28 protein-coding genes are annotated in these 21,727 nt (G+C 64.2%); 11 read left to right on the top strand and 17 right to left on the bottom strand.

Annotation, left to right across the window (positions count from 1 at the left end):
- Positions 1-48 precede the first annotated feature (48 nt).
- On the top strand, positions 49-507 hold the full coding sequence (locus AAE027_RS15725) for a hypothetical protein (RefSeq protein WP_370985356.1): 459 nt from the start codon (positions 49-51) through the stop codon (positions 505-507).
- A gap of 50 nt (positions 508-557) precedes the next feature.
- On the opposite strand, the gene AAE027_RS15720 is transcribed toward AAE027_RS15725, so the two are convergent.
- The 4 genes from AAE027_RS15720 to AAE027_RS15705 all read right to left on the bottom strand — a co-directional run bounded on the left by AAE027_RS15720 (position 558) and on the right by AAE027_RS15705 (position 4,045).
- Positions 558-1,379 carry a tetratricopeptide repeat protein gene (locus AAE027_RS15720; protein ID WP_370985357.1) on the bottom strand — a complete coding sequence of 274 codons (822 nt, stop codon included), beginning with the start codon at positions 1,377-1,379 and terminating at the stop codon, positions 558-560.
- A gap of 32 nt (positions 1,380-1,411) precedes the next feature.
- Positions 1,412-2,095 carry a substrate-binding domain-containing protein gene (locus AAE027_RS15715; RefSeq protein WP_370985358.1) on the bottom strand — a complete coding sequence of 228 codons (684 nt, stop codon included), beginning with the start codon at positions 2,093-2,095 and terminating at the stop codon, positions 1,412-1,414.
- 18 nt (positions 2,096-2,113) lie between these two features.
- A complete protein-coding gene (locus tag AAE027_RS15710) occupies positions 2,114-2,815 on the bottom strand; it encodes a GrlR family regulatory protein (RefSeq protein ID WP_128947761.1) in 702 nt (233 codons plus the stop codon).
- A gap of 195 nt (positions 2,816-3,010) precedes the next feature.
- A complete protein-coding gene (locus AAE027_RS15705) occupies positions 3,011-4,045 on the bottom strand; it encodes a glutamine synthetase beta-grasp domain-containing protein (protein WP_091892958.1) in 1,035 nt (344 codons plus the stop codon).
- Positions 4,046-4,584: 539 nt separating this feature from the next.
- Here AAE027_RS15705 and AAE027_RS15700 point away from each other — a divergent pair.
- Positions 4,585-4,788: a DUF2735 domain-containing protein gene (locus AAE027_RS15700; RefSeq protein ID WP_370985359.1), complete on the top strand. Its 204-nt coding sequence runs from the start codon at positions 4,585-4,587 to the stop codon at positions 4,786-4,788.
- Between the two features lie 112 nt (positions 4,789-4,900).
- Here AAE027_RS15700 and AAE027_RS15695 read toward each other — a convergent pair whose 3' ends face one another.
- Positions 4,901-5,212, bottom strand: a complete 312-nt coding sequence (locus tag AAE027_RS15695) for an MliC family protein (RefSeq protein WP_370985360.1) — start codon at positions 5,210-5,212, stop codon at positions 4,901-4,903.
- A gap of 70 nt (positions 5,213-5,282) precedes the next feature.
- On the opposite strand from AAE027_RS15695, the gene AAE027_RS15690 reads away from it, so the two are divergent.
- The gene (locus AAE027_RS15690) at positions 5,283-6,026 is read left to right on the top strand and encodes a tyrosine-protein phosphatase (protein ID WP_370985361.1); all 744 of its coding nucleotides are present in this window, start codon (positions 5,283-5,285) and stop codon (positions 6,024-6,026) included.
- A 15-nt stretch (positions 6,027-6,041) separates the two neighbouring features.
- Here the strand turns inward: AAE027_RS15690 and AAE027_RS15685 are convergent, their stop codons facing one another.
- A complete protein-coding gene (locus tag AAE027_RS15685) occupies positions 6,042-6,392 on the bottom strand; it encodes a hypothetical protein (protein ID WP_370985362.1) in 351 nt (116 codons plus the stop codon).
- A gap of 39 nt (positions 6,393-6,431) precedes the next feature.
- On the bottom strand, positions 6,432-6,761 hold the full coding sequence (locus AAE027_RS15680) for a hypothetical protein (protein WP_370985363.1): 330 nt from the start codon (positions 6,759-6,761) through the stop codon (positions 6,432-6,434).
- Between the two features lie 119 nt (positions 6,762-6,880).
- On the opposite strand from AAE027_RS15680, the gene AAE027_RS15675 reads away from it, so the two are divergent.
- The 3 genes from AAE027_RS15675 (at position 6,881) to AAE027_RS15665 (ending at position 8,761) form a co-directional block, all read left to right on the top strand.
- Entirely contained in the window at positions 6,881-7,561 is a 681-nt protein-coding gene (locus AAE027_RS15675) for an SDR family oxidoreductase (protein WP_370985364.1), read from the top strand.
- Between the two features lie 112 nt (positions 7,562-7,673).
- Positions 7,674-8,360, top strand: coding sequence for a DUF2161 domain-containing phosphodiesterase (locus AAE027_RS15670; protein WP_370985365.1), 687 nt, complete (start codon positions 7,674-7,676; stop codon positions 8,358-8,360).
- A 95-nt stretch (positions 8,361-8,455) separates the two neighbouring features.
- Positions 8,456-8,761, top strand: coding sequence for a hypothetical protein (locus tag AAE027_RS15665; RefSeq protein WP_015686575.1), 306 nt, complete (start codon positions 8,456-8,458; stop codon positions 8,759-8,761).
- A 62-nt stretch (positions 8,762-8,823) separates the two neighbouring features.
- Here AAE027_RS15665 and AAE027_RS15660 read toward each other — a convergent pair whose 3' ends face one another.
- Together AAE027_RS15660 and AAE027_RS15655 are read right to left on the bottom strand one after the other, a co-directional pair.
- Positions 8,824-9,429 carry a GNAT family N-acetyltransferase gene (locus AAE027_RS15660; protein WP_370985366.1) on the bottom strand — a complete coding sequence of 202 codons (606 nt, stop codon included), beginning with the start codon at positions 9,427-9,429 and terminating at the stop codon, positions 8,824-8,826.
- 149 nt (positions 9,430-9,578) lie between these two features.
- The gene (locus AAE027_RS15655; protein WP_370985367.1) at positions 9,579-9,980 is read right to left on the bottom strand and encodes a PaaI family thioesterase; all 402 of its coding nucleotides are present in this window, start codon (positions 9,978-9,980) and stop codon (positions 9,579-9,581) included.
- A 118-nt stretch (positions 9,981-10,098) separates the two neighbouring features.
- Between AAE027_RS15655 and AAE027_RS15650 the strand changes: the two genes are divergently transcribed.
- Positions 10,099-10,887: a cobalamin-binding protein gene (locus AAE027_RS15650; protein WP_370985368.1), complete on the top strand. Its 789-nt coding sequence runs from the start codon at positions 10,099-10,101 to the stop codon at positions 10,885-10,887.
- A gap of 151 nt (positions 10,888-11,038) precedes the next feature.
- On the opposite strand, the gene kynU is transcribed toward AAE027_RS15650, so the two are convergent.
- The 5 genes from kynU to AAE027_RS15625 form a co-directional block, all read right to left on the bottom strand.
- A complete protein-coding gene (kynU, locus tag AAE027_RS15645) occupies positions 11,039-12,241 on the bottom strand; it encodes a kynureninase (protein ID WP_370985369.1) in 1,203 nt (400 codons plus the stop codon).
- Between the two features lie 8 nt (positions 12,242-12,249).
- Complete coding sequence (kynA, locus tag AAE027_RS15640) at positions 12,250-13,089, bottom strand: tryptophan 2,3-dioxygenase (RefSeq protein WP_370985370.1); 840 nt, start codon at positions 13,087-13,089, stop codon at positions 12,250-12,252.
- 35 nt (positions 13,090-13,124) lie between these two features.
- On the bottom strand, positions 13,125-13,934 hold the full coding sequence (locus tag AAE027_RS15635) for an alpha/beta hydrolase (RefSeq protein ID WP_370985371.1): 810 nt from the start codon (positions 13,932-13,934) through the stop codon (positions 13,125-13,127).
- A gap of 356 nt (positions 13,935-14,290) precedes the next feature.
- Positions 14,291-15,568, bottom strand: a complete 1,278-nt coding sequence (locus AAE027_RS15630) for an ArgE/DapE family deacylase (RefSeq protein ID WP_370985373.1) — start codon at positions 15,566-15,568, stop codon at positions 14,291-14,293.
- A gap of 54 nt (positions 15,569-15,622) precedes the next feature.
- Positions 15,623-16,348, bottom strand: coding sequence for a pyridoxamine 5'-phosphate oxidase family protein (locus AAE027_RS15625; RefSeq protein ID WP_370985375.1), 726 nt, complete (start codon positions 16,346-16,348; stop codon positions 15,623-15,625).
- A 73-nt stretch (positions 16,349-16,421) separates the two neighbouring features.
- Here AAE027_RS15625 and pdxR point away from each other — a divergent pair, with 73 nt between their 5' ends.
- Together pdxR and AAE027_RS15615 are read left to right on the top strand one after the other, a co-directional pair.
- Positions 16,422-17,891, top strand: coding sequence for a MocR-like pyridoxine biosynthesis transcription factor PdxR (gene pdxR, locus AAE027_RS15620; RefSeq protein WP_370985376.1), 1,470 nt, complete (start codon positions 16,422-16,424; stop codon positions 17,889-17,891).
- Between the two features lie 67 nt (positions 17,892-17,958).
- Positions 17,959-18,204, top strand: coding sequence for a DUF6719 family protein (locus AAE027_RS15615; protein ID WP_370985377.1), 246 nt, complete (start codon positions 17,959-17,961; stop codon positions 18,202-18,204).
- 4 nt (positions 18,205-18,208) lie between these two features.
- Here AAE027_RS15615 and AAE027_RS15610 read toward each other — a convergent pair whose 3' ends face one another.
- Together AAE027_RS15610 and AAE027_RS15605 are read right to left on the bottom strand one after the other, a co-directional pair.
- Positions 18,209-18,580, bottom strand: coding sequence for a hypothetical protein (locus tag AAE027_RS15610; protein WP_370985379.1), 372 nt, complete (start codon positions 18,578-18,580; stop codon positions 18,209-18,211).
- Positions 18,581-18,614: 34 nt separating this feature from the next.
- Positions 18,615-19,034 (bottom strand): hypothetical protein, encoded by a 420-nt coding sequence (locus AAE027_RS15605; RefSeq protein WP_370985380.1) that lies wholly within the window; start codon positions 19,032-19,034, stop codon positions 18,615-18,617.
- Between the two features lie 106 nt (positions 19,035-19,140).
- On the opposite strand from AAE027_RS15605, the gene AAE027_RS15600 reads away from it, so the two are divergent.
- Positions 19,141-19,350 (top strand): hypothetical protein, encoded by a 210-nt coding sequence (locus tag AAE027_RS15600; protein ID WP_370985382.1) that lies wholly within the window; start codon positions 19,141-19,143, stop codon positions 19,348-19,350.
- Here the strand turns inward: AAE027_RS15600 and AAE027_RS15595 are convergent.
- A complete protein-coding gene (locus AAE027_RS15595) occupies positions 19,344-19,892 on the bottom strand; it encodes a CreA family protein (protein WP_370985383.1) in 549 nt (182 codons plus the stop codon). The two genes, AAE027_RS15600 and AAE027_RS15595, sit on opposite strands and share 7 nt — an antisense overlap.
- A 208-nt stretch (positions 19,893-20,100) precedes the next feature.
- Between AAE027_RS15595 and AAE027_RS15590 the strand changes: the two genes are divergently transcribed.
- Complete coding sequence (locus tag AAE027_RS15590) at positions 20,101-21,708, top strand: L,D-transpeptidase (protein WP_370985384.1); 1,608 nt, start codon at positions 20,101-20,103, stop codon at positions 21,706-21,708.
- The last annotated feature ends 19 nt before the right edge of the window (positions 21,709-21,727 follow it).

Below are 21,727 nucleotides of genomic sequence, written 5' to 3'. Positions count from 1 at the left end.
CCTGCCCCCCTTTCGAACCCGCCGGCGCAAGCTTGCGACCAAAGGGGCATGAACCAGACAGAGCCATCGCCCGAAGAGCAGATCGCCGAATTCGTCGCCAGCGCGTCGAAGCAGCCGCTGCTCGATGCCGCCTTCGAACTTTGGCGCTGGCGCTTCCGATTGAATTCGATCGAGGGTCGTCCCACCGCCGAGGAGGTCCGCATCAATCGCACCCTCACGCCGCAGCAGATGGCCGAGCAATACCGCTACGAGCGCGACCATGCCCATGAAGGGCCGATGTTCGGATACCTAAAGCGCGCCCATCCGCATGCCGACGACGATGCGATCCGGCAGGCCATCATCACCGCAGTCAAGTTCGAGGGCGCGGCCGAGGCCTATTTCAAATGGGATGGCGATTTCTGGGCCTGCGTCGTGCGCGCCGTGGCGCAGGCCGCCACCGAGTATCCCGATTTTCTCGAGACGACCTATCGCGACGCCCGCAACAATCTCGCCTACTACATGAAATGAGTTGAGACGGTGCAGCGTGAGCCCTCACTTCTCCTGAAGGGAGAGGTGAGCTAGAAGCACAGCGTGGTGACGAGCGTGCCCTGCTTGTCCTTGATCGCATAGGGGCAGCGAATGCGCTCCAGCGCCTTCTTGGCGTCATCGTCGCCGAGCGCTGCGGCGCGCTCGTAATAGGCCTTGGCAGCGTCCTTGTCCTTCGGACCGCCGCGGCCTTCCTGGGCGAAGGCGCCCATCCGCTCCAGCGCACCGGGATGGTTTTGCGCCGCCGCCTTCTCGAACAGCGCGCGCGCCGCGGCGTCGTCCCTCTCCCCGCCATTGCCGCTCGCAAGCATCAGGCCGAGCTGGTACTGCGCTTCCGCATTGGTCTCGGCGGCCTTGCCCAGCAGCGCGCGCGCCTGCGCGGGATCGGCCGGCGCAGCGCCACCCGCGCCGCCGAGCGCGGCGAGATTGCTGACGCCGCGGGGATTGCCTGATTGCGCCGCCTTCTCGAACAGCTTGCGCGCTTGTGCTTCGTCCTTCGCAACGCCGGAGCCGGTGCCGTAGGCGACGCCGAGCTCGACCATCGCAGAGCTCGATCCCTTGTCGGCAGCCTTGCGCCAGGCGGCGATTGCCTCGCTCGTCTGCCGGTTGGCCGCATAGGCGCGGCCGAGCGCGAACATCGCCCTGCGCGAGGAGGATGCGGCCTGCTTGCAGAACTTGATGGCGGTCGCGACGTCGGAGGAAGCGATCTCCGTCACGCCCTTCACATCGGCCGGCTTGTCGGGATCACTGGGATCGGCCGCCACCCGGTCGCACAGGACGAGATCGGCCGATTGCGCCTGCGCCGCCAGGGGCGCGGCAAGCGCCAAGAGAGCTGCGAGGAGATAAGCGCGCATGGCCACTACGTTGCGTCCCCGCCCCGGCAAATTCAAGGCTCGAGTCCCGATTGGCGCAGCACGGGGACGACCTCCGGCGAGGCCAGGTAACGCAGCAGCCTGTCGGCGGCCTCGGCATGTGTCGCATTCGCCATGCGGCCGGCGGAGAACACGGCCGGCATCTGCAAATCATGCGGGATCGGGCCGACGACCTCGATGCCATCGACCTGCTTCAGCTCGCTGATCTGCTGTACGGCGAGATCGGCCTCGCCGTTGACGAGCCGCTCCGCCGTAAAGCCCTGCTGCACGATGGTGGCCTTGGCGTTGATCTCGGCCGCGATGCCCATTCGCTGGATCAACTGGGCAAAGTAGATTCCGCTGGCGCCGAGCCGCGAATAGGCGACGGACCGCGCCGCAAGCAGCGTTGCGCGCAACGCGGCTTCGTCGGCGATGTCGGGATGCGCCTGCCCTGCCCGCACCGCAATGCCGACATAGGAGCGCGCGAGGTCAGCCGCGCTGTCAGGGACCACGCGGCCCTCACTGATCACCGCGTCGAGCCCCTCGCGGGTGAGGATGACAAGATCGGCGGCCTCGCCGTCGCGGAGCCGTTTTAGCAGCGCCTGGGTCGGCGCGAAGTCGGCGTCGATGCGCACGCCCGTCGCAGCTTCATACGCAGACGACAGGCTGCGCATCGCACCCATCAGGCCGAGCGTCGAGAGCATGCGAATGTTGTCCATATGCAATTCCTGTCACGATCAGGCGCGGTGCATCAGCTTGAGCGCAGCGGTCAGGCGCAGGCTGCGCTTGCCGGCGAGCGCCGTTGCCTCCAGTACCGCCTCTTCCGCGTCATAGCGGCCGGAGAAACCGATGCCGACCTCGTGGCCGCCGAAGATCGGATCGTCCTTGGCCGGCGTGTGCTCCTGATTGAGAATCTGGCCTTTCCAGCGACCCTTCGCGGCGGTGTAGCTGCCGAGATAGTAGAAGGCCGCATCGCCGCCGAGGATGCGACCCTGGTTGAGCAGCATCACGCCGGTGAGGCCGCCATCGAGGCCGTCGAGCATCCGCAGATGAATCGAATAGAGGCCATCGGCAATCCCGGCCTCACCAACGCCGCCGACGATCGGCACCTCGTCTTCGGTGATCGGCGTCATCAGCGACTGGAAGGGTACGCCCGGCAGCTCTTTCAGCTCGCCCTTGAAGCGATAGAGATCGCCGTCGGCCCAGCCCTTCGCGATCAAGGTGGCATCGTCGGTGCCGGCCATGGCGCGGTAGTTCGGATCGGGGTTATGGCGGACGGTCTTGATCACGACGTCGACGCCGCTGTCGGTCTTGTCGTAGGTGCCGATATGGGCGAAGGCCGAATTGCCGCCGAGCATCTTGCCATTGCCGGCATGCATCACGCTCCGGCCGACCGCGTCGCCGAGCTGAAATCTCACCTTGTAGAAGCCTTCAAACACCCGCCGTGTCCCCGGCCCTGCGCGCATCCGGGGCACTCTCCCGCATTCGAACGCAATCGACAAGCTTCGCGCGGGAAGAGGCCGGCGGGTCACAGGAACAGCTGCCATCAGAATGCAAAAATCCGCCGGAGCCTTGCAGCTCCGGCGGATTTGAGACCAACCCGGGTCAGCCCCCAGGCCCGGGCCGGGAGGATCTTAGGCCGCGGCCTTCTTGTCGGTCGGCACGGACGCGATCGTCTTCAGGATCTGGGAAGCGATCTGGTAGGGGTCGCCTTGCGAGTTCGGACGACGGTCTTCCAGATAGCCCTTGTAGCCGTTGTTGACGAAGGAGTGCGGAACGCGGATCGAGGCGCCGCGGTCGGCCACGCCGTAGCTGAACTTGTTCCAGGGCGCGGTCTCGTGCTTGCCGGTCAGACGCTTGTCGTTGTCCGGGCCGTAGACGGCGATGTGGTCCATCAGGTTCTTCTCGAAGGCCGCCATCAGCGCCTCGAAATACTCCTTGCCGCCGACTTCGCGCATATAGGCGGTCGAGAAGTTGGCATGCATGCCCGAGCCGTTCCAGTCGGTGTCGCCGAGCGGCTTGCAGTGGAACTCGATGTCGATGCCGTACTTCTCGGTGAGGCGCAGCATCAGGTAGCGGGCCATCCACATCTGGTCGGCAGCGGTCTTGGAGCCCTTGCCGAAGATCTGGAATTCCCACTGGCCCTTCGCGACTTCCGCGTTGATGCCTTCATGGTTGATGCCGGCAGCGAGGCAGAGGTCGAGATGCTCTTCGACGATCTTGCGGGCGACGTCGCCGACGTTCGAGTAGCCGACGCCGGTGTAGTACGGACCCTGCGGGGCCGGATAGCCGGCAGTCGGGAAGCCGAGCGGGCGGCCGTCCTTGTAGAAGAAGTACTCCTGCTCGAAGCCGAACCAGGCACCGGCGTCGTCGAGGATGGTGGCGCGCTTGTTGGACGGATGCGGGGTCTTGCCATCGGGCATCATGACTTCGCACATCACGAGCACGCCATTGGTGCGCGCGGCGTCCGGGAAAACGGCAACCGGCTTCAGCACGCAATCAGAGCTATGACCTTCGGCCTGCTGGGTGGAGGAGCCATCGAAGCCCCAGAGCGGAAGCTGCTCGAGCGTCGGGAACGACGCGAATTCCTTGATCTGAGTTTTGCCGCGCAAATTCGGAGTCGGCGTATATCCGTCGAGCCAAATGTACTCGAGCTTATACTTGGTCATTGAGCCTCTCTGTAGATGATGCGAAAGGTTGGGGGCCCTGGGGTCCCCGCACGTTTGTACCCGGCCACCATCGGCCGGCCCTTTACAAGCATTTAACGTGCCAAAAGGCCGCACTGCGGGAGGTTTTCCACTGCGGCAGGCGGCTCCTCGGCGCTGACAAACCGCCCCCGGCGTCGTGCGTCATAGCCGCGCACCTTCGCGTGAAGCTGCACCGCAAAAACTCCGCGGAAACCGCCCGATTCTGAAGCAGGCGGCGCGGTGCTGGAGGATGCCGATGAAACGCGCGTCAACGTCCGGCAACTTTCGTAAAGCCCCACAGCCCTGCCCAGCAACCTTTGGAATAGCCCAGGCGTTGGTCACCGACACGGTGCCTTGGGAGATGCAGCAGGCGACCTGCCTACAAATTGGGCGGCAACTGATTTCCTTTTCAGCACTTTCCAATTCGGGGCGCGCGGCCGATATGGGGATTTCAGTAACCACAATCGAACGAGTCGGGCGCACCATGGAGGCCAAGGCGCTTCGACCAAGGAGAAATCGCAATGATGAACAATGGTCTGAGTCACGGATCTGCGAAGATCTACCAATTCCCTGCCGGGGGCCGCGCAGCTCTTGGGGGACGCCGCTATGGCGAGACCAGCCTTCCCGCCGATCATGCTTCGCTTCCCACGAAGGTCTCGATCTGCAGCGACAGCTGGTACCACCAGGACGCGGTGGATGAAGCCAAGCCGAAATGGGATCGCTGATGCCGGTGGCTGGTTTGATACCGCCGCGCGCTCGCGGAACGCAGGCGGCAGTTTGAAAAAGGGTCGAAACCACGGTGTTTCGACCCTTTTTTGATTCAGGTAGAGAGAACGTTCAGATCACCGCGCAGGCCGTCACCGGCCGCTTCAGATGTCTGATCGTGGTGGTCCCGGTCCTGCCGATCGTCAGCGTAATCCCGGCCCTCGAATAGCGCGCGCCAGAGACCGTCAGCCGCTTGGCAAGCGTCACCGGCTCGCCGTCGATCTGGAGGAAGGCGCGCTTGTCGCCGTCATAAAACCCGATGATGAACTGCGTACCATCGGCGCAGCGATAGGTCTGGAATGTCTGCGCATCGGCCGGCCGACTGTGGAGAATTCCGGCCGACAGCATGGTGATAGCCAAAACAATGGCCTTGTGTCGGCCCATGATCGCCCCCTGTATTGGACTTTAAGGATGCCGCAGCGCATCCGGTGGAACCATAACCCAAGCTGATCTCATGTCCGACTCCCCTGCCCGCCACCTCGCCTTGCAAGGCGCCAGCAATTTTCGCGATCTCGGCGGCTATCCGACCACCGACGGCCGCATCACGCGCTGGCGGCACATCTTCCGCTCCAACCATCTCGGCCAACTCACTGCAGCCGACATCGAGATCGTCCGCGCGCTGGGGGTGCGAAGCGCATTCGATTTCCGTGGACTGGAGGAGCGCGCGGCCGGCGTCTGTGTCGTGAACGAAATCACCGTGCACTCGCTGCCGATCGAGCCGACCGTCGTGGCTGCGCTGCGCGCCGAGCTCGCTCGGGGCACGCTGACGGCACCGGTCGCGCTGGAGCTCATGCGCGAATCCTATCGCAACTACGTGCGCCACAACACGCACAGCTTTCGCGACCTGTTCGGCCTTCTCCTGGAAGACCGCGCGCCGCTCGTGATCCACTGCACCGCAGGCAAGGACCGTACCGGCTTTGCCAGCGCGCTGATCCTGCATGCACTCGGCGTCCCCGATGACGTCATTGCCGAGGACTACCTGCTCACCAATCAGCACTACAAGCGCGATGCGACGGCTGCTACCGACCTGCCGGAGGACGTACGCAATGCCATCGGCAGCGTCGAAGCCTCTTACCTTGCTGCTGCGTTCGAAGCCGTGGGCAGGGAATACGGCGATATCGAAACCTATTTGCGCGACGGGCTCAAGCTCGGCGCGGCCGAACGGACTGCGCTGAAGGAGCGTTATCTGCAAGCGTGATCCGCGGCGGGCGCCTCAAGCCGTCAGCCCGACGGCCTTGATCATCGCGCTCTTGAGGGCCAAGGAGATCTGCTGGGTGCTCCAATCGCTTTGGTGCAGCTTGTCAGGATCACCTGTGTCCAGCAATTGCTCGAACGAAACGTTGTTTTGCACGTGCCAATGCCGCATCAGTGCCCAACGCTGAAACAGATTCACCTCGGCCTCATTGGCAGCATCGCGGATCAGCCGGACCATCTTGTCCGAAAGCTCAGCACGGTCGTCCCAGAGCATCTTCGTCACATATTGCGGATCAATCACCAGAACCTCGAAGCCGCGAGCGCGCAATTGCGCCAGGCCCTTCCTGATATTCCCGGCAACAACGTCCATGTCGTACTGGTCGTTGTGAAAGACCGCGTTCGTTCCAACCTACCAGATGACCAGTGCCGGATCATCATGAAAGATATCGGCCTCGAAGCGTCCGAGTTCTTCGTTTGCCTCTTCGCCGCCCTTGCCGCGGTTCAGCACGTCAATCCGAATGTCAGGCCGGTGGACAACATCCTTGAAGTATTGCCGTAGATACATCTCCAACCGATAGGGGTACGGCACAACATCGGCTCGTCCGGCCGTTGATGACGACCCCATGGCCACGATGCGAACGGGACCCTTCCCGTCTAAAGCCTGCCGGAGCCGCATCAGCGGATATTTTAGGTCGACGATGGCAGCGGGAAATTCGATGGTTGGCAAATTGTCCGACATGAACAACCTTCTCACCGATCTAAAGTTGTAACTATAGCCCAGCCTTGAAGCTGCCGCCATTGCAAGTCCAATTCGCTGGACGCAATAGTCGCCGGCAAAGCGAAACCACGGAGAGCACCGTGCAGGGAAAAGTCATTGTCGTGACCGGCGCGCTGGGAGCGCTGGGCAAGGTGGTCGCCGAGACGGCGCTGGCACGCGGCGCGCGCGTGGCCAGCATCGATTACGCGCCATCGCAAGCTCCCGCAACGCCTGAAAACATCGAGATTGGCGGCGTCGACCTGTCCGATGCGGCGCAGGCGGAGACGGCGATCGAGGCCGCGGCAAAGCACTTTGGCAAGCTCGACGCGCTGATCAATATCGCGGGCGGCTTCGCCTTCGAGACCGTCGACGACGGCGACACCGCGACGTGGCAGCGTATGCATGCGCTGAATGTCCTGACAGCGCTCAACACCTCGCGCGCGGCGCTGCCCCATCTCGCCGCCTCCAAGGCCGGCCGCATCGTCAACATCGGCGCCATGGGCGCGCTCCAGGCCGGCTCCGGCATGGGACCATATGCGGCGTCGAAGGCAGGCGTGCATCGCCTCACCGAGGCGCTTGCCGCCGAGTGGAAGGGCAAGGTGACCGTCAACGCCGTGCTGCCGTCCATCATCGACACCAGCGCCAACCGCGCCGACATGCCGAAAGCAGACTTCTCCAAATGGGTGACGCCGCAGGAGCTCGCCGAAGTCATCCTGTTTCTCGCCAGCGATGCCGCGAGCGGCGTCACCGGAGCGCTGATCCCGGTCGGCGGACGGGTGTAGGCGTATCGCGCTCCGAATCTCTGCCAGACAGCCCTGATTCAATCGGAGCCGAGAAGGCTCTAAACTGCCTGCAACTGATTCTCCGATCGGACATCACACTCGGAACTTGTCTTTGGAAACCGCGCTCTATCTGCCCGTCAAACGCTTCCTCGAAGAGCTCGGCTTCACCGTGAAGGGCGAGATCGGCGGCTGCGATCTCGTGGGCCTCAGCGCCGGCGATCCACCTGTCGTGGTGATCGGCGAGCTCAAGCTCGCCTTCAATCTCGAGCTGATCCTCCAGGCGGTCGATCGCGCGCCGGCCGGCGACGAGATCTGGATCGCCGCCAGAATGTCGGCCCGCGGCAAAGGGCGTGAGAGCGATGCGCGCTACCGCAATCTCTGCCGCCGGCTCGGCTTCGGCATGCTCGGAGTGACCGATCGCGGCCAAGTCGAGGTGCTGGTGAAGCCGCCGACCGCGGCGCCGCGCCGCGAGCCGAAGGTGCGCTCGCGGCTCGTCGCCGAACATCAGCGCCGCCAGGGCGATCCCGTGCTCGGCGGCAGCACCCGTTCGCCGATCATGACGGCCTATCGGCAGCAGGCGCTGGCCTGCGCCTCGGCGCTCGCCGAAGGCCCGCGGCGGGTGAGCGAGTTGCGCGAACGCTGTCCCGATGCCGGTAAGATCTTGCTTAACAATGTGTATGGCTGGTTCGAGCGTGCTGAGCGGGGAATTTACGGGCTCACCGAAGCCGGGCACGCGGCACTGAAACGCTGGCCACAGCAAGGGATTGAAGTCGGTGCAGGTGTCGCGTCACCGCCCTGACACCCGACCGGTGCATAGCTGAGATGCCACACCGATTCCATATTGCAATGCAACATTCGCGGCACTAGGTATCCCGGCATCAAAACGAGGCCGTTATGAGCGCAGACTGGAATACCAAATATGGCACGCGGCGCGTGCGTCACGATCCGCCCACTCTGGACGAGGCGATCTTCGCCGCCGTCGGCATCACCGACGACCAGGAGCAGCAGGCCGAGATCGCGGCAGCGCTGATGGGCATGCCGCTCGATGTCGTGCAGGCCGAGGTCAAGAAGCAGGCCCGCACCAACAGCCGCATCACCGCAACCCGCGTGATCGCCGGCGAACAGGGCGCGCAGCGCTCAGTGGTGGTCGAGCGCCGCGTCGTCCGCCGCTTCGGCAACGACAAGCGCACCGGCACCTAAGCGCTCTTTCCTTTGATCTGAATGCAAAAGCGGACCGGCCTTGCCGGTCCGCTTTTTCGTTTTCAGGCGGCGCGATTGCCGTACATGCTGGAGATGATCTTCCAGCAGGTCGAGTTGAAGCTGAGCAGGGCCCGGCCGGCCGTGAACGGCGAGGCCGCGAGGTCAGCAAGCTCCGCCTCGGGCGTCTTGCCGAGATCGATCGTCCCGGTCGATTCGCCGTGGCGGAAAGCCAGATGCGCACCGAACTTCCTGGCGAGCGCCCTCATGGCGTGGTTTTCGGCGCCGGTGGTGACGCGCAGGCGCTTATAGCCCTTCCAGCGCGCTTCCGCGATCAGGCGGCGGAACAGCACGGTTCCGACGCCCTGACGGCGTGCGGAGGCCTCCACGCTGAAGGCAACCTCAGGCAGCGAATCGTGCTCCGCCGGATGCAGCTCGGCCGCACCGCGGACCACGCCATCGACGATGTAGGCGACGATCACGGTGCCGTCTTCGGCACAGCGGGCGGCGTAACGCTCGATGAAGCTGTCGTCGAGAAAACCGTTGAAACGGTCGTGCCGGCTTCCGGCATCAAGCCTCAGCAGGTGATCGCGCAGAAGCGGCAATTCTTCCTGCTGGATCAGGGTCCGCACGTAGCCCGGAGCGGTGCGGACGGTCTCTTCAAGTACCACGTCAAAACTCCTCTTGGTGTCCCTCGAGGAGGCGTTCGAATCCCTAGGCCGCCTATATTGTGCATCGCAGCAAGCTTTTCAAGACGGAGGCTTGCTCAAGTAAGTGGCACCTGACGTGACTATTTCGTTAACAAAATCAAGGGCCCTAATCATACGAGGACGAGCTGCGTCTGGGTCACGACGGCCACCAGCTTGCCGTCCTCGGTCTCCAGCCGGGTGGTCCAGACCTGGGTCCGTCGGCCCCGGTGGACCGGGGTAGCGGTCGCGATCACCGTGGTTCCTTCCTTGGCCCCACCGATGAAGTTGGTCTTGCTCTCCAGCGTCGTCGTGCCCTTGGCGTCGTCCGGCAGGTTGATCACGGTCGCAGCCGCGCCGACGGAATCGGCCAGCGCCATTAGCGCGCCGCCATGGATGGTGTGATGAAGCGTGCAGAGGTCGGGCCGGACCGTCATCCGCGCCACCACGCGATCCTTCTCGGCCTCGACGAACTCGACGCCTTTGAGCTCGGCGAACGGCATCTTCATCACTTTAAGTTTCTCGAGCGGCGTCATCGGATCTGCTCCCAATTCGTTGTTGTCTCAGCGTGAATTGCTTCGCGCGGCAAAGCAATGACGTCCGAGGTAATGGGCGGGCTGACATCGGCGCAGACATTGTGCATAGGCTCCTCGCATGCGCCACTTCCCGCCCCACCGCATCGTCTGCCTGACCGAGGAGACGGTCGAAACGCTCTATTTGCTCGGCGAGCAGGACCGCATCGTCGGCGTCTCCGGCTACGCAGTGCGCCCGCCCCAGGTGCGACGGGAGAAGCCACGGGTGTCTGCCTTCGTCTCGGCCGACATCCCGAAGATCCTGGCGCTGGAACCGGAGCTGGTGCTGGCCTTTTCCGATCTGCAGGCCGGCATCGTCGCAGATCTCGTCCGCGCCGGTGTCGACGTCCATGTCTTCAACCAGCGCGATCTCGCCGGAATCTTAGCGATGATCCGCACGCTCGGTGCGCTGGTCGGTGCGGCCGGGCGCGCGGAAGACCTCGCCCAAGGTTTCGAGCGGCGCCTCGCCGCGATCGCGGCAACGCCCCGCCCCTCGTCGAGGCCAAGAGTCTATTTCGAGGAGTGGGATGATCCGCTCATCTCGGGCATTGGCTGGGTCTCCGAGCTGATCGAAATCGCCGGTGGCGCGGATGTGTTCCCGGAGCTGCGGTCGCGGCAGGCGGCGAAGGACCGCATCGTCTCGGCGGAGATGGTGCGCGAGGCAGCGCCGGATGTGATCCTCGCGTCGTGGTGCGGCAAGAAGGTCGTCCCTGCCGGTATCCGCGCGCGCGACGGCTGGAGTGCGATTCCAGCGGTGCGCGATGATCGTATTGTCGAGATCAAGTCGACGATCATCTTGCAGCCAGGACCGGCGGCGCTGACGGATGGGCTCGATGCGATCGTGCAGGCGCTGTGGGGCGAGCGGTCCTGATCCCTCCGCCGTCATTGCGAGCCAACGGGTCCGCGCAAAGCGCGGCCCGATGACAGGCTCCGCGAAGCAATCCAGACTGCCGCCGCAGAGACAGTCTGGATTGCTTCGTCGCAAGAGCTCCTCGCAATGACGTCTGTGGAGGCGTCCTTCCTCATGTCACCGCGTTCACGACCTGGTACTCCGGCCGGCGCCACACTTCGCCAGCGATCACCTCCTCGATGATCTCGGCGGCGCGGACGATCTCATCCTCCCCGACATAAAGCGGCGTGATCCCGAACCGCATGATATCTGGTGCACGGAAATCACCGATAACGCCGCGGGCAATCAGCGCCTGCATGGCGGCGTAGCCACCGTCGAAGGCAAAGGAGATTTGCGAGCCGCGCCGCTCATGCGCGCGCGGGGTCACCAGCTTCAGAGCTGGGCAGCGACGCTCGACTTCGGCGATGAGGAGATCACAGAGCGCCAGCGAACGCGCACGGACCTCGGCGATATCGATCCTGTCCCAGATGTCGAGCGAGGCCTCCAGCCCCGCCATCGCCAGCACCGGGGGGGTGCCGACACGCATGCGCTCGACGCCGCCGGCCGCCGCATAGGCAAGCTCGAACGCAAACGGCTTGGCATGGCCCATCCATCCCGACAAAGCCGCGCGAGCATTGTCGGCGTGGCGCGGCGCGACGTAGAGGAAGGCCGGCGCGCCGGGGCCGGCGTTGAGATATTTGTAGGTGCAGCCCGCGGCAAAATCGGCGCCGCAGCCGGACAGATTGACCGGCAGCGCACCGGCGGAATGGGCGAGATCCCAGACGGTGACGGTGCCGAGGGCATGCGCTTTCGCGGTGAGCTTCGCCATGTCGTGGCGGCGACCGGTGCGGTAGTCGACCTCGGTGATGTAGAGCACCGCGATCTCCGCCGACAGCGCAGCCTCGATCTCCTCCGGCGCCACCAGACGCAATCGATGGCCGCGCCCGAGCGTTTCGATCAGGCCTTCGGCCATGTAGAGGTCGGTCGGGAAATTGCCGGTGTCCGACAGGATCACCTTGCGCGACGCGTTCATATCGATCGCAGCCGCGAGTGCCTGGTAAACCTTGAGCGACAGCGTGTCTCCGACCATCACCGAGCCGGCTTCCGCGCCAATCAGTCGCGCAATGCGATCGCCGACATGACGCGGTTGGGCATACCAACCTGCGGTGTTCCAGGCACGGATCAGCTCATTGCCCCATTCGGCCGTGATGACGTGATTGACGCGCTCGGCAACGCCGAGCGGCAGCGCGCCAAGCGAATTGCCGTCGAGATAAATCACGCCCTCGGGCAGATGGAACAAGGCCTTGGTGTCGTCGTAGACGCGTAGCTTGGTCATCGACATCTCTACAGAATCGTACGCACGCGCCAGAGCTCGGGGAACAGCTCGATCTCCAGCATCCGTTTGAGATAGCTGACGCCGCCGGTACCACCGGTGCCGCGCTTGAAGCCGATGACGCGCTCGACCGTCGTTACATGGTTGAAACGCCAGCGGCGGAAATAGTCTTCGAAATCGACCAGCTTCTCGGCGAGCTCGTAGAGCATCCAGTGCGTCTCCGGCGCCTCGTAGACGATACGCCAGGCCTGGAGCACGCCTTCGTTGAAGCTGTGGGTTTCGCGGACGTCGCGGGCCAGCACGGGCGCAGGCATCTTGAGCCCGTTGCGGTCGGCAAGCCGCAGCACCTCGTCATAGAGGCTTGGCGTCGCGAGCTCGGCTTCGAGCAGCTTCGTCGTCTCCGCATCGTGCGCGTGCGGCTTGAGCATGGCGTGGTTGCGGTTGCCGAGCAAGAATTCGATCAGCCGGTATTGACGTGACTGGAAGCCGGAGGACTGCCCGAGTTGCGCGCGGAAGCGCGTATACTCGCTCGGCGTCATCGTCCGCAGCACGTCCCAGGCGCCGTTGAGCTGCTCGAAGATGCGCGACACCCGCGCCAGCATCTTCATCGCCGGTTGCACCTCGTCCCTGGCGATCGCGCGGCGCGCGGCGCTGAGCTCGTGGATGGCAAGGCGCATCCACAGCTCCGTGGTCTGATGCTGGATGATGAACAGCATCTCGTCATGCGCTTCCGAGAGCGGATGCTGCGCCCCAAGGATCGCATCCAGCGCCAGGTAGTTTCCATAGGACATGCGCCGGGCGAAATCCGTCTCGGCGCCTTCGCTTGCAGGATCGTAATCGTTGGACGTCATTGACAGGCCCTCTCGATCGATCGTCCCTCGCCTCGTCAGTCGAGGCCGATCAGGCGCGCGGTGATCTGCGACGACGGATCCTTCAGCCCGTCGATCACGGTAAAATGGTTGAGGCCGGGATCGATCACCAGGTGCGTCGGCACGTCGAAACCGGTCCAGACATTGGCCATCAGGTCGGATTGGCGGATGAATTCAGGGCGCTCGTTGCCGCCGACCCAGGCCGTCACGGGCGACTGCCCCCGCGGCAGATGCAGCGCCGCACTCTCGAGCGCCGCCTCCTCCATGGTCATGCGCAGCGTTTCGTTCATCTTTGTCTTCAAGAGCGGCCGCAGATCGTGCAGGCCGCTGATCGAGAGGGTGCCGGCGATGCGATCGTAGACGGCGGGCTCGAGCCGGCTGTCGTCGCACAGCATGCGCGTGACGAGATGACCGCCGGCGGAATGACCGGCGAGCCGGATCGGCCCCGCCACCAGCGAGGCCGCCTTGGCGATCGCGGCAGTGATTTCCGCGGTGATGTCGGAGATGCGCGCAGCCGGCGTCAGCGTGTAGCTCGGCAGCGCCACGGTCCAGCCATGATGCCTTGCGCCTTCGGCCAAATCGCTCCAGGCCGATTTGTCGAAGCGCATCCAGTAGCCGCCATGGACGAACACGACGAGGCCCTTGCTGTCGCCGTCGGGCAGGATCAGGTCGAGGCGCTGCCGCTCACCGGCGCCGTAGGCGACGTCGGAACGAAAATCCTTCAACCCCGCACGGTAAGCCGCCGCCCGCTCGGCCCACAGCGCCGGCATCTTGTCGGAGCCCAGGATATGGGCCGAATTGGCATAAGCATCATCCCAATCGCGCATCGTGATTTCCTCGGCGGACTCAGGCTCTGCGAGCCGGACGCCAGTCTGCCACCGGCACGGCCGCCATCCTAGTCTTTATTTTAAGCTTAAAGGATGTGTCTGCGCGTATTTCGGACAACAGATTCTGCCCCCGCCGGAGCGCGGTAGGGTGGGCAAAGCGAAGCGTGCCCACCATTCGTTCGGAATTGAGGATGGATGGTGGGCACGGCGCAAGGGCGCCTTTGCCCACCCTACGGGCCCTCCGCCCGTTATTGCGAGCGCAGCGAAGCAATCCAGAGCCTTTCCGCGGAGGGATTCTGGATTGCTTCGTCGCTTCGCTCCTCGCAATGACGGCGGAGGGAGCAAAGCCCGGCTGCTTACGCCTTCTCCACTCCGCACCACTCGGCGATGAACAGCGCCATCGCCTTGGTCGTCTTCTTCAGCGACTCCAGGTCGACGAACTCGTTGAAGCCGTGCATCTCGCCACCGCTCGCGCCGAAGCACAGGCTCGGGATGCCGTGATTGAGGCCGTAGAAGCGGGTATCGGTGAGCGCGGTGAATACGAGGTCCTCGACCGCGCCACCGTAGACCTTGTTAAAGGCCCTGCTGAACGCGGCCTCGGGCGCGGCCGCGTCGGTGAGTTCATACCCCTCCGACAGGAAGCCCGACCATTCGACCTCCGGCGGGTTGTTGGCGAGGAAGCGGTGGTTGCGCGCGGCGGCCGCGACGCAAGCCACAATCTCCTTCTGGTGATCGGCGATCGACCAGCCGGGCAATACGGCAATCCGGCAGTCGACGTCGCACCAGGCCGGCACGCTGGAGGCCCAGTCGCCGCCCTTGATGATGCCGGGGTTGAAATTGATGGGATGGTTGACCGTCTTGAAATGGCGATCGGCTTTCGCGCGCTCGTTCCACTCGATCTCGAGCTTTTGCAGGGCCTGGATCAAATGATAGGCCGCCATGATCGCATTCGCTCCGGAGCCGGCGAAGGCGACATGGGTCGGATGGCCTTTCACGCGCAGGCGAAACCAGATCACGCCGACCTGCGAGCGCACCATCTTGCCGCCGGTCGGCTCCGGGATGAAGCAGGCATCGGCGCGGTAGCCCCGCTGAAGCGTCGACAGCGCGCCGACGCCGGTGCTCTCCTCCTCGATCACGGACTGGAAATGGATCCGCGCCGTCGGCTTCAAGCCGGCGGCCTTGATCGCATCCAGCGCATAGAGCGCACCGATCGTGCCCGACTTCATGTCGCAGGCGCCACGGCCGAACATCTTGCCGTCCTTGATGACGGGCGAGAAGGGCGGTGTGTCCCACAAATCCAGCGGCCCTGCGGGCACCACATCACAGTGGCCCTGGAGGATCAGCGATTTTCCAACGTTGGTTTGCGGACGGTAGGTGCCCACCACCGAACGCGCTTTCGAAAAATCATGCTCGATCGGACCGAAACCGCGCAGGTCCTTGAGGTCGTCGACATTGACGTGCCAATCGTCGACCTCATAGCCGCGTTCGCGCAGGAGGTCGCCGATCATGTCCTGGCATGGTCCCTCCGCTCCGCGGGTCGAGGGGATCGCGACGAAATCACGTGTGGTCGCAAGCTGGGCTTCGAAGCTGGCGTCGACGGCGTCAAGAATCCTCTGCTGCGTTTCGGCATTCATCAGGCAACTCCAATCGGGCATTCAGATCATCGATGGAGCGCAAGCTAGCCGATTTCAGCCGTTCGGGTACTCTACAAAATAAGCATCCCGCAATGCATCGTCGAGCAGCCGGCCTTCGGAGTAGCCGTTCAGACCCGCAGGCCGGTTGACGCCGTCGAGCAGGCGCGGACACGGCTCGGGCGCGCCGAGCACCGTGCGCACCGGGATGCGCTCGGCATAGATCGGCAGTTCGTAGTCCTCATCGTCATCGGCCACGCCCTTGGCGCGGATCTTGGCCGAGGCCTCTTCGATCTCCATCGCGACGAAGGAGGTCGCCTTGGTCTCCTGCGCGGTGCTCTGACGCAGGCTCGCGGTGCGGCCCGGGAAGAAGCGATCGACCATCGCGATCACCGCGCGCTCCTTCTCCTCGGGGTCGGTGACGAGATAGGCGGTGCCGAACGCCATCACCGCGCGGTAGTCGGCAGAGTGGTTGAAACCGCAGCGCGCCAGCACGAGACTGTCGAGATGAGCGACCGTCAGGCAGACGCGCTCGCCCCTGGTCTGGTTGCGCAGCATGCGGCTGGCGCTGCTCCCATGCCAGTACAGCTTCGTGCCTTCGCGCCAGAAGAAGGTCGGCGTGCAATAGGGCTGGCCGTCGATCACATAGGACACGTGGCAAAGCATCGAGGAATCCAGGATGCGGTGGACAGTCGCGTGATCGTAGAAGCCGCGATCGTGACGGCGCTTCACTTGGTTGCGCGCTGATGTCGGATAGGAATTTGAAGTCTCAACCTGGCTCACGGCCGCACCTCGGAGATTGGAACAATCCAGAAGAGTTGTAGCCGCGGATTTGGTCTGCGATAGTGCCAATTCCATGCGAAAAATTCCGACCAATTCTCCCTCGCCGGCCAAGGCCGAGCTGCCGCTCGACCTCACCGGTCCGCACATCACGGCCGGCGCCTCCGCGGCGCACCGGCTCTACCAGGCGCTGTGCGAGATGATCGTCTCCGGCCTCGTCAGGCCCGGCGAGCCATTGCCGCCCTCACGGACGCTGGCGCAGCAGACCGGCTTCCGCCGCAACGCCGTCGTCACGGCCTATGAGCGGCTGATCGCCGACGGCTTTGCCGACGCAACCGTCGGCTCTGGCACCTTCGTCGCAGCGCGCATCCCGGCGCGAGCGGCCGAGGCGAAGAAACCCAAGGCGGTTGTCGAAGCGCCGCGGCAAGGCGCATTCGCGCTCGGCTGCACCCATATCGACGAGCGCGCCGTGCAGCGCTTCCGCGCCTTCGTCGGGCGTCGCATGCGCGCATTCGGACCCGAGCATCTGCATTATGGCGATCCCCGCGGCAGTCGCGAGCTGCGTGCGGCAATCGCCGATCATCTGTTGTCGGCGCGGGGCCTGCGCTGCGACCCCGATCAGATCGTGCTCACATCAGGCACGCTGCATGCGCTGCGCATCGTGCTGAGCGCGATCCTGAAGGCGGGCGACCAGGTCTGGTGCGAGGACCCCGGCTATCCGATCGCGCGCCAGACGATCGGACAATGCGGATATCGCACTGTGTCCATTCCGGTCGACGCGCACGGCCTGCACGTGGCTAGGGGTCGTGCGGCGGCACCGTCTGCGCGCGCGGCCTATGTCACGCCGTCGCACCAGTTTCCGCTGGGTGTCCAGATGTCGATGCCGCGGCGGCTCGAATTGCTGGACTGGGCGAAGCAGGCCGCCGCCTTCGTGCTCGAGGACGATTACGACAGCGAGTTCCGCTATGACGGCGCACCGCTGATGTCGCTCGCCGGCATCGATCACCTCCAGCGCGTGATCTACCTCGGCACTTTCGCCAAGACCTTGTTTCCGGGCCTGCGCATCGGCTATTGCGCCCTGCCCGAGCGCCTGATCGCGGACGTGACGGCTGCACGGGCTGCGCTCGACCGCTTTCCCGGCACGCTGATGGAAGGCGCGGTGGCCGACATGCTCAATTCCGGTGCCTTCGCCGCCAACCTGAAGCGGGTGCGCAAGCTCTATCGCGAAGCGCGTGATGCGCTGGCAGAGACATTGGAAGCGAAATCGGACGGGGCGCTATCCGTGCCGGTGCCGTCGCAAGGGTTGCATCTTGTCGCCCGGTTCGATCCTTCGGTCGATCCGTCGCGGGCGGCCGAGGCCAAGCGGGCGGCCGGCGCGGAAGGCTGGCTCCTCGCCGAGACCTATTCTCGCGCGCGTCCCCTGCCCGGTTTCGTGCTGGGATTTTCGGGGCACGCGGTTCCGCAACTGGTGGCGTCGGCCGAACGGCTGGCACGGGAATCGCGATCAGTCCTGCGCGCGAGAAGCAAATCGTCGCGGCGGGCGTGACCAAGCTTCACTATCAGAATCGCCTGCCGCTCCCTAGATTGCGGCATCGATGCCGGGACCTCACATCATGCTGCTGCGCCGCGCGACCTACCTTTCGCTCCTGATGTCCCTCGCGCTTGCCTCGACGGCGCGTGCAGCAACGGTCGGCCGCGAACAGGACATCGTGGACCTCAAGCTCGGCCAACGTGTGCAAGTGGATGACGGAACCTGCCCCGCCGGACAGGTCAAGGAAGTGCGCGGCGCCAAGATGACCGACAAGGGCGTGGCGCGCACGAGCACCTGCGTGCCGCGATACGGTCCGAAATCGAAGTAGCGGGCTAAGAGCCCTGCTTCGCAGGGTCGAACATGCACTGCAAGGTCGGCTTGGCGATCTTGGTGAAGGTCGAGCCGATCTCGCCCTGCTTGGACGTCGGCACCCAGTCGGTCTCGATCGTCGGCACGCCGGTCTCGCTGATGCCGCGCAGCAGCGCCTCGCGCAAATCGCGGTCCTCGACGACGGCGGCGGCATGGTCATGCAGGCAGCCGCAGACCTCTTCTGGATGCTCCCAGCGCCCGAGCATGCGCGGCGCACACTGACGCACGAATTCGCTACGGGGATCGGGCAACCTGGAGGGAGCGTGCACCTGCGCCTGAGCGGCACTGAGCGTCAAAACGAATATGAACGCTGCGGCGCAGAAACGAACAATCATGATGGGCTTTGCCGGCTGCTTTTCTTGTTGGCGATCAGAAGCGCGTGGCGACCACGATCGGCTGAGATGCCGTGATCGTCAGCGGTGAACCGCTGTACTGGAAGGTGCCGACACCGGGCAGACTGCCGTCCGGCGAGCCCGCGAACGAGGAGCCGGCGAGCACGAAGCCGAAGGCAAGGATGAAGCTGAGCGCGCGCATGATCTTGTGTCCCGATTTCGTGGCCGGCGGTGTGCCGTCGTCGTTGTCAAGCTGATAACCATGGGCGGTTTCGCGCGTGATGCGCCAAAAGCGGAAAATGGTTTCATCATTCGTGAGAATTGTTTCGTCCTGCCCGAGACGACGAAACATTCGCCGGAAAATCCCAATCATTTCAGGTGGGCCGCGCCACTGCCCAAAGTGGCCTGACAGGTTCCCGCTCGAGCTTGGACCGGCCGCGGACGCGGTCGCCGTCATGCTCCCGCCTTACGCGCTTCACACGCATTTTACGTTTTTCTGCTGAAGAGAAGCCGAAATCGAGACGCTGGGATCACCGGGCGCGTTCACGTGAGGGATGGCCATCATGATGGCGACAGATCGCGCACCGACGCGCGAGGCGGAGCAACGGACGGGCCGCGGAGATCAACGATCCATTCGCGACAGCGCCACATCACTTGGCAATACGTCACCTGGTGAAATGGCGCTGCAAGCGAACCGCGGCCTTGAAGCCGCGCCGCAGACATTCGTCCGGCTGACCGGTTCGCATCTTGCAAAGCCGCGCTGTCGTCAGTGAGTGAAGAACTCGCCGCACTTCTGGACGTTTGAGTCCGCCGGTCCCCATGGCATGATCGGTACCGTCGAGGTCGAGTTCTTCGGTGAGCCCTCGATCAGCTTGTCCGAATAGACCATGTAGACCAGCACGTTGCGCTTGGCGTCACAGCCGCGCACGATCTGCATCTTCTTGAAGAACAGTGAGCGACGCTGGCGGAACATGTCGTCGCCCTGCTCCATCTTGTTCTTGAACTTGATCGGGCCGACCTGGCGACAGGCCAGCGAGATGTCCGAGACCTCCTCGGCAAGGCCGAGCCAGCCCTTGAAGCCGCCCTTCTCCGGCACGGTGAAGTGACAGGCGACGCCCTCCACCTCGGGATCATCGAGACCGTAAGTCGCGAGCTTGTCGTTCGGGCTCATCCACTTGAATACGGTCGAGCGGCGGAAGATCAGATCCGGCTCGTCGGCGGCGGAGGCGGAAGCCACCGGCACGGCCAGAGCCAAGAGGAATAAAGCGAGGCCTTTCAAGCGGATGCCGGAAAGACCGGGGAAACGAGATGACATGAAGTTCTCCGGTAGGAAGTCCCCGCAATGTAGGCATCAGGCGGCCGATCAGGAAGACGAGCGGCCAGTCGCCACGGCCGCCGTTTACCGCTCTGTGAGGCTTTTTTGCTACGCGTTGAACAAAAGTAGCTGACGGCAGAACCGCCTTGGTGGTGAACGCGTATCCTCTTTGCGAGACTAACGTCTGATTTGGATTATGGATTCGAGGATGAACAGCGTGAATGAGTCCGGTTTTGCTGCCAAGCCAACGCGTTTTTGGCAGGTCGCCATTTTGACGGCGGCGGGTGCGATCGGGACGGCAAGCCAGGCTGACGCAGCGTTTTATTATTGGACGGATTATTCCGACGGCTCCTATTACGCCCGACAGGATCGGTATCCCGAAACACCGCGCCAGAAGCCGCAGAAGCGCGGCACGGCGGGCAAGAAGGAGATCGTCGCCGAGAAGGAAGCCGGCACCAAGCCGCAAGGACCGCTCGTCATCGTCGTCTCGATCGACCGGCAGAAGGTGACGGTCTACGACAGCAAGGGCGTGTTCGCGGAATCCCCGGTGTCGACAGGCATGAAGGGCCATTCGACGCCGATGGGCGTGTTCAGCGTCATCCAGAAGCACAAATTCCACCATTCCAACATCTATAGCGGCGCCCCGATGCCGTACATGCAGCGGATCACCTGGTCCGGCGTCGCCATGCATGCCGGCGTGCTGCCGGGCTATCCGGCCTCGCATGGCTGCATCCGCATGCCGATGGCGTTCGCGGTGAAGATGTGGAACTGGACCAGGATGGGCGCGCGCGTGATCGTCGCGCCCGGCCAGATGTCGCCGCAAAGTTTCTCGCATCCCCTGCTCGCTGCGGTGCGCGTGCCGCCGCAGCCCGCCGCCAGCCTCGCACCGCGGATCAATGTCGGCGACAAGGCCGATAAAGGTGCAGCACAAACCAACGTCACTGAAGCCAAGCCGGTCGAGACGAAGACCGCCAGTGCAGACAGCCTGTTCGAGCTGCGCGCCTCGGTCGGCCACACCGTGATGTCGGATGTGACCACCGGCAATGCGCCCGTCCGCGAGGAAGCGGCAGCGCCAGCCGACAAGATCGAGACCAAGACCGCCGAGGCATCTGACGCGGCCAAGCCGCCATCCGAAGAAACCGCCAAGCCTGCGAGCACGGACGCGAAGCCCATTGAGGCCGCGGAAGCGCCCAAGGCCTCGACGGCGACCGACGACAAGCTCGACGCTGCCAAGACTGAAGCTGCCGAAACCGCGAAGAAGCCTGACGCCACGACGCCGGCACTCGCCACCTCGCCCGATGTGAAGAAGGACGAGACCGGCGTTACCGATCCCGCGCCGGCAGCGAAGCCGGACGCGCCGAGGCGGGCCGGCCAGATCGCCGTCTTCATCAGCCGCAAGGATTCCAAGCTCTACGTGCGGCAGAACTTTGCGCCGCTGTTCGAGGTGCCCATCACGATCGCCGCGAGCGACCGGCCTCTCGGTACGCATGTCTTCACAGCCGAAGTCGACAAGACCGACTCCAATGCGCTGCATTGGTCGGTGGTGTCGCTGCCGGTCTCCGTCCGCACAGCTGCGCGCGATGACGACGGACGCGTGTCACGCCGCCGTGGCGCTGTCGTGATCCCAGTTGCCGCAAAGCCGGTGGTCACGCCGGACAGCCCCGCTGATGCCCTCGACCGCATCGCAATCCCCGCCGACACCATGGCGAAGATCAACGAGATGCTGACATCGGGTGGCTCGATCATCGTCTCCGACCAGGGCATCAACCAGGGCGAGACCGGCGAAGGCACCGATTTCATCGTCCGCTTGTACTAGCGCTCCTCACCGCGTCCGA

The sequence above is a fragment of the Bradyrhizobium sp. DN3 genome (assembly GCF_041357655.1).
In the GTDB taxonomy this organism is placed as follows: Bacteria; Pseudomonadota; Alphaproteobacteria; order Rhizobiales; family Xanthobacteraceae; genus Bradyrhizobium.
The sequence above is the reverse complement of the archived record's forward strand: the minus strand, read 5'-3'. Positions and strand labels throughout refer to the sequence as shown.

Coding starts and splice junctions, on each gene's coding strand:
- AAE027_RS15725 (WP_370985356.1), top strand. CDS start 49: ATGAACCAGACAGAGCCATCGCCCGAAGAGCAGATCGCCGAATTCGTC.
- AAE027_RS15720 (WP_370985357.1), bottom strand. CDS start 1,379: ATGCGCGCTTATCTCCTCGCAGCTCTCTTGGCGCTTGCCGCGCCCCTG.
- AAE027_RS15715 (WP_370985358.1), bottom strand. CDS start 2,095: ATGGACAACATTCGCATGCTCTCGACGCTCGGCCTGATGGGTGCGATG.
- AAE027_RS15705 (WP_091892958.1), bottom strand. CDS start 4,045: ATGACCAAGTATAAGCTCGAGTACATTTGGCTCGACGGATATACGCCG.
- AAE027_RS15700 (WP_370985359.1), top strand. CDS start 4,585: ATGATGAACAATGGTCTGAGTCACGGATCTGCGAAGATCTACCAATTC.
- AAE027_RS15695 (WP_370985360.1), bottom strand. CDS start 5,212: ATGGGCCGACACAAGGCCATTGTTTTGGCTATCACCATGCTGTCGGCC.
- AAE027_RS15690 (WP_370985361.1), top strand. CDS start 5,283: ATGTCCGACTCCCCTGCCCGCCACCTCGCCTTGCAAGGCGCCAGCAAT.
- AAE027_RS15685 (WP_370985362.1), bottom strand. CDS start 6,392: ATGGACGTTGTTGCCGGGAATATCAGGAAGGGCCTGGCGCAATTGCGC.
- AAE027_RS15680 (WP_370985363.1), bottom strand. CDS start 6,761: ATGTCGGACAATTTGCCAACCATCGAATTTCCCGCTGCCATCGTCGAC.
- AAE027_RS15665 (WP_015686575.1), top strand. CDS start 8,456: ATGAGCGCAGACTGGAATACCAAATATGGCACGCGGCGCGTGCGTCAC.
- AAE027_RS15655 (WP_370985367.1), bottom strand. CDS start 9,980: ATGACGCCGCTCGAGAAACTTAAAGTGATGAAGATGCCGTTCGCCGAG.
- AAE027_RS15650 (WP_370985368.1), top strand. CDS start 10,099: ATGCGCCACTTCCCGCCCCACCGCATCGTCTGCCTGACCGAGGAGACG.
- kynU (WP_370985369.1), bottom strand. CDS start 12,241: ATGACCAAGCTACGCGTCTACGACGACACCAAGGCCTTGTTCCATCTG.
- kynA (WP_370985370.1), bottom strand. CDS start 13,089: ATGACGTCCAACGATTACGATCCTGCAAGCGAAGGCGCCGAGACGGAT.
- AAE027_RS15635 (WP_370985371.1), bottom strand. CDS start 13,934: ATGCGCGATTGGGATGATGCTTATGCCAATTCGGCCCATATCCTGGGC.
- AAE027_RS15630 (WP_370985373.1), bottom strand. CDS start 15,568: ATGAATGCCGAAACGCAGCAGAGGATTCTTGACGCCGTCGACGCCAGC.
- pdxR (WP_370985376.1), top strand. CDS start 16,422: ATGCGAAAAATTCCGACCAATTCTCCCTCGCCGGCCAAGGCCGAGCTG.
- AAE027_RS15615 (WP_370985377.1), top strand. CDS start 17,959: ATGCTGCTGCGCCGCGCGACCTACCTTTCGCTCCTGATGTCCCTCGCG.
- AAE027_RS15610 (WP_370985379.1), bottom strand. CDS start 18,580: ATGATTGTTCGTTTCTGCGCCGCAGCGTTCATATTCGTTTTGACGCTC.
- AAE027_RS15605 (WP_370985380.1), bottom strand. CDS start 19,034: ATGACGGCGACCGCGTCCGCGGCCGGTCCAAGCTCGAGCGGGAACCTG.
- AAE027_RS15600 (WP_370985382.1), top strand. CDS start 19,141: ATGATGGCGACAGATCGCGCACCGACGCGCGAGGCGGAGCAACGGACG.
- AAE027_RS15595 (WP_370985383.1), bottom strand. CDS start 19,892: ATGTCATCTCGTTTCCCCGGTCTTTCCGGCATCCGCTTGAAAGGCCTC.
- AAE027_RS15590 (WP_370985384.1), top strand. CDS start 20,101: ATGAACAGCGTGAATGAGTCCGGTTTTGCTGCCAAGCCAACGCGTTTT.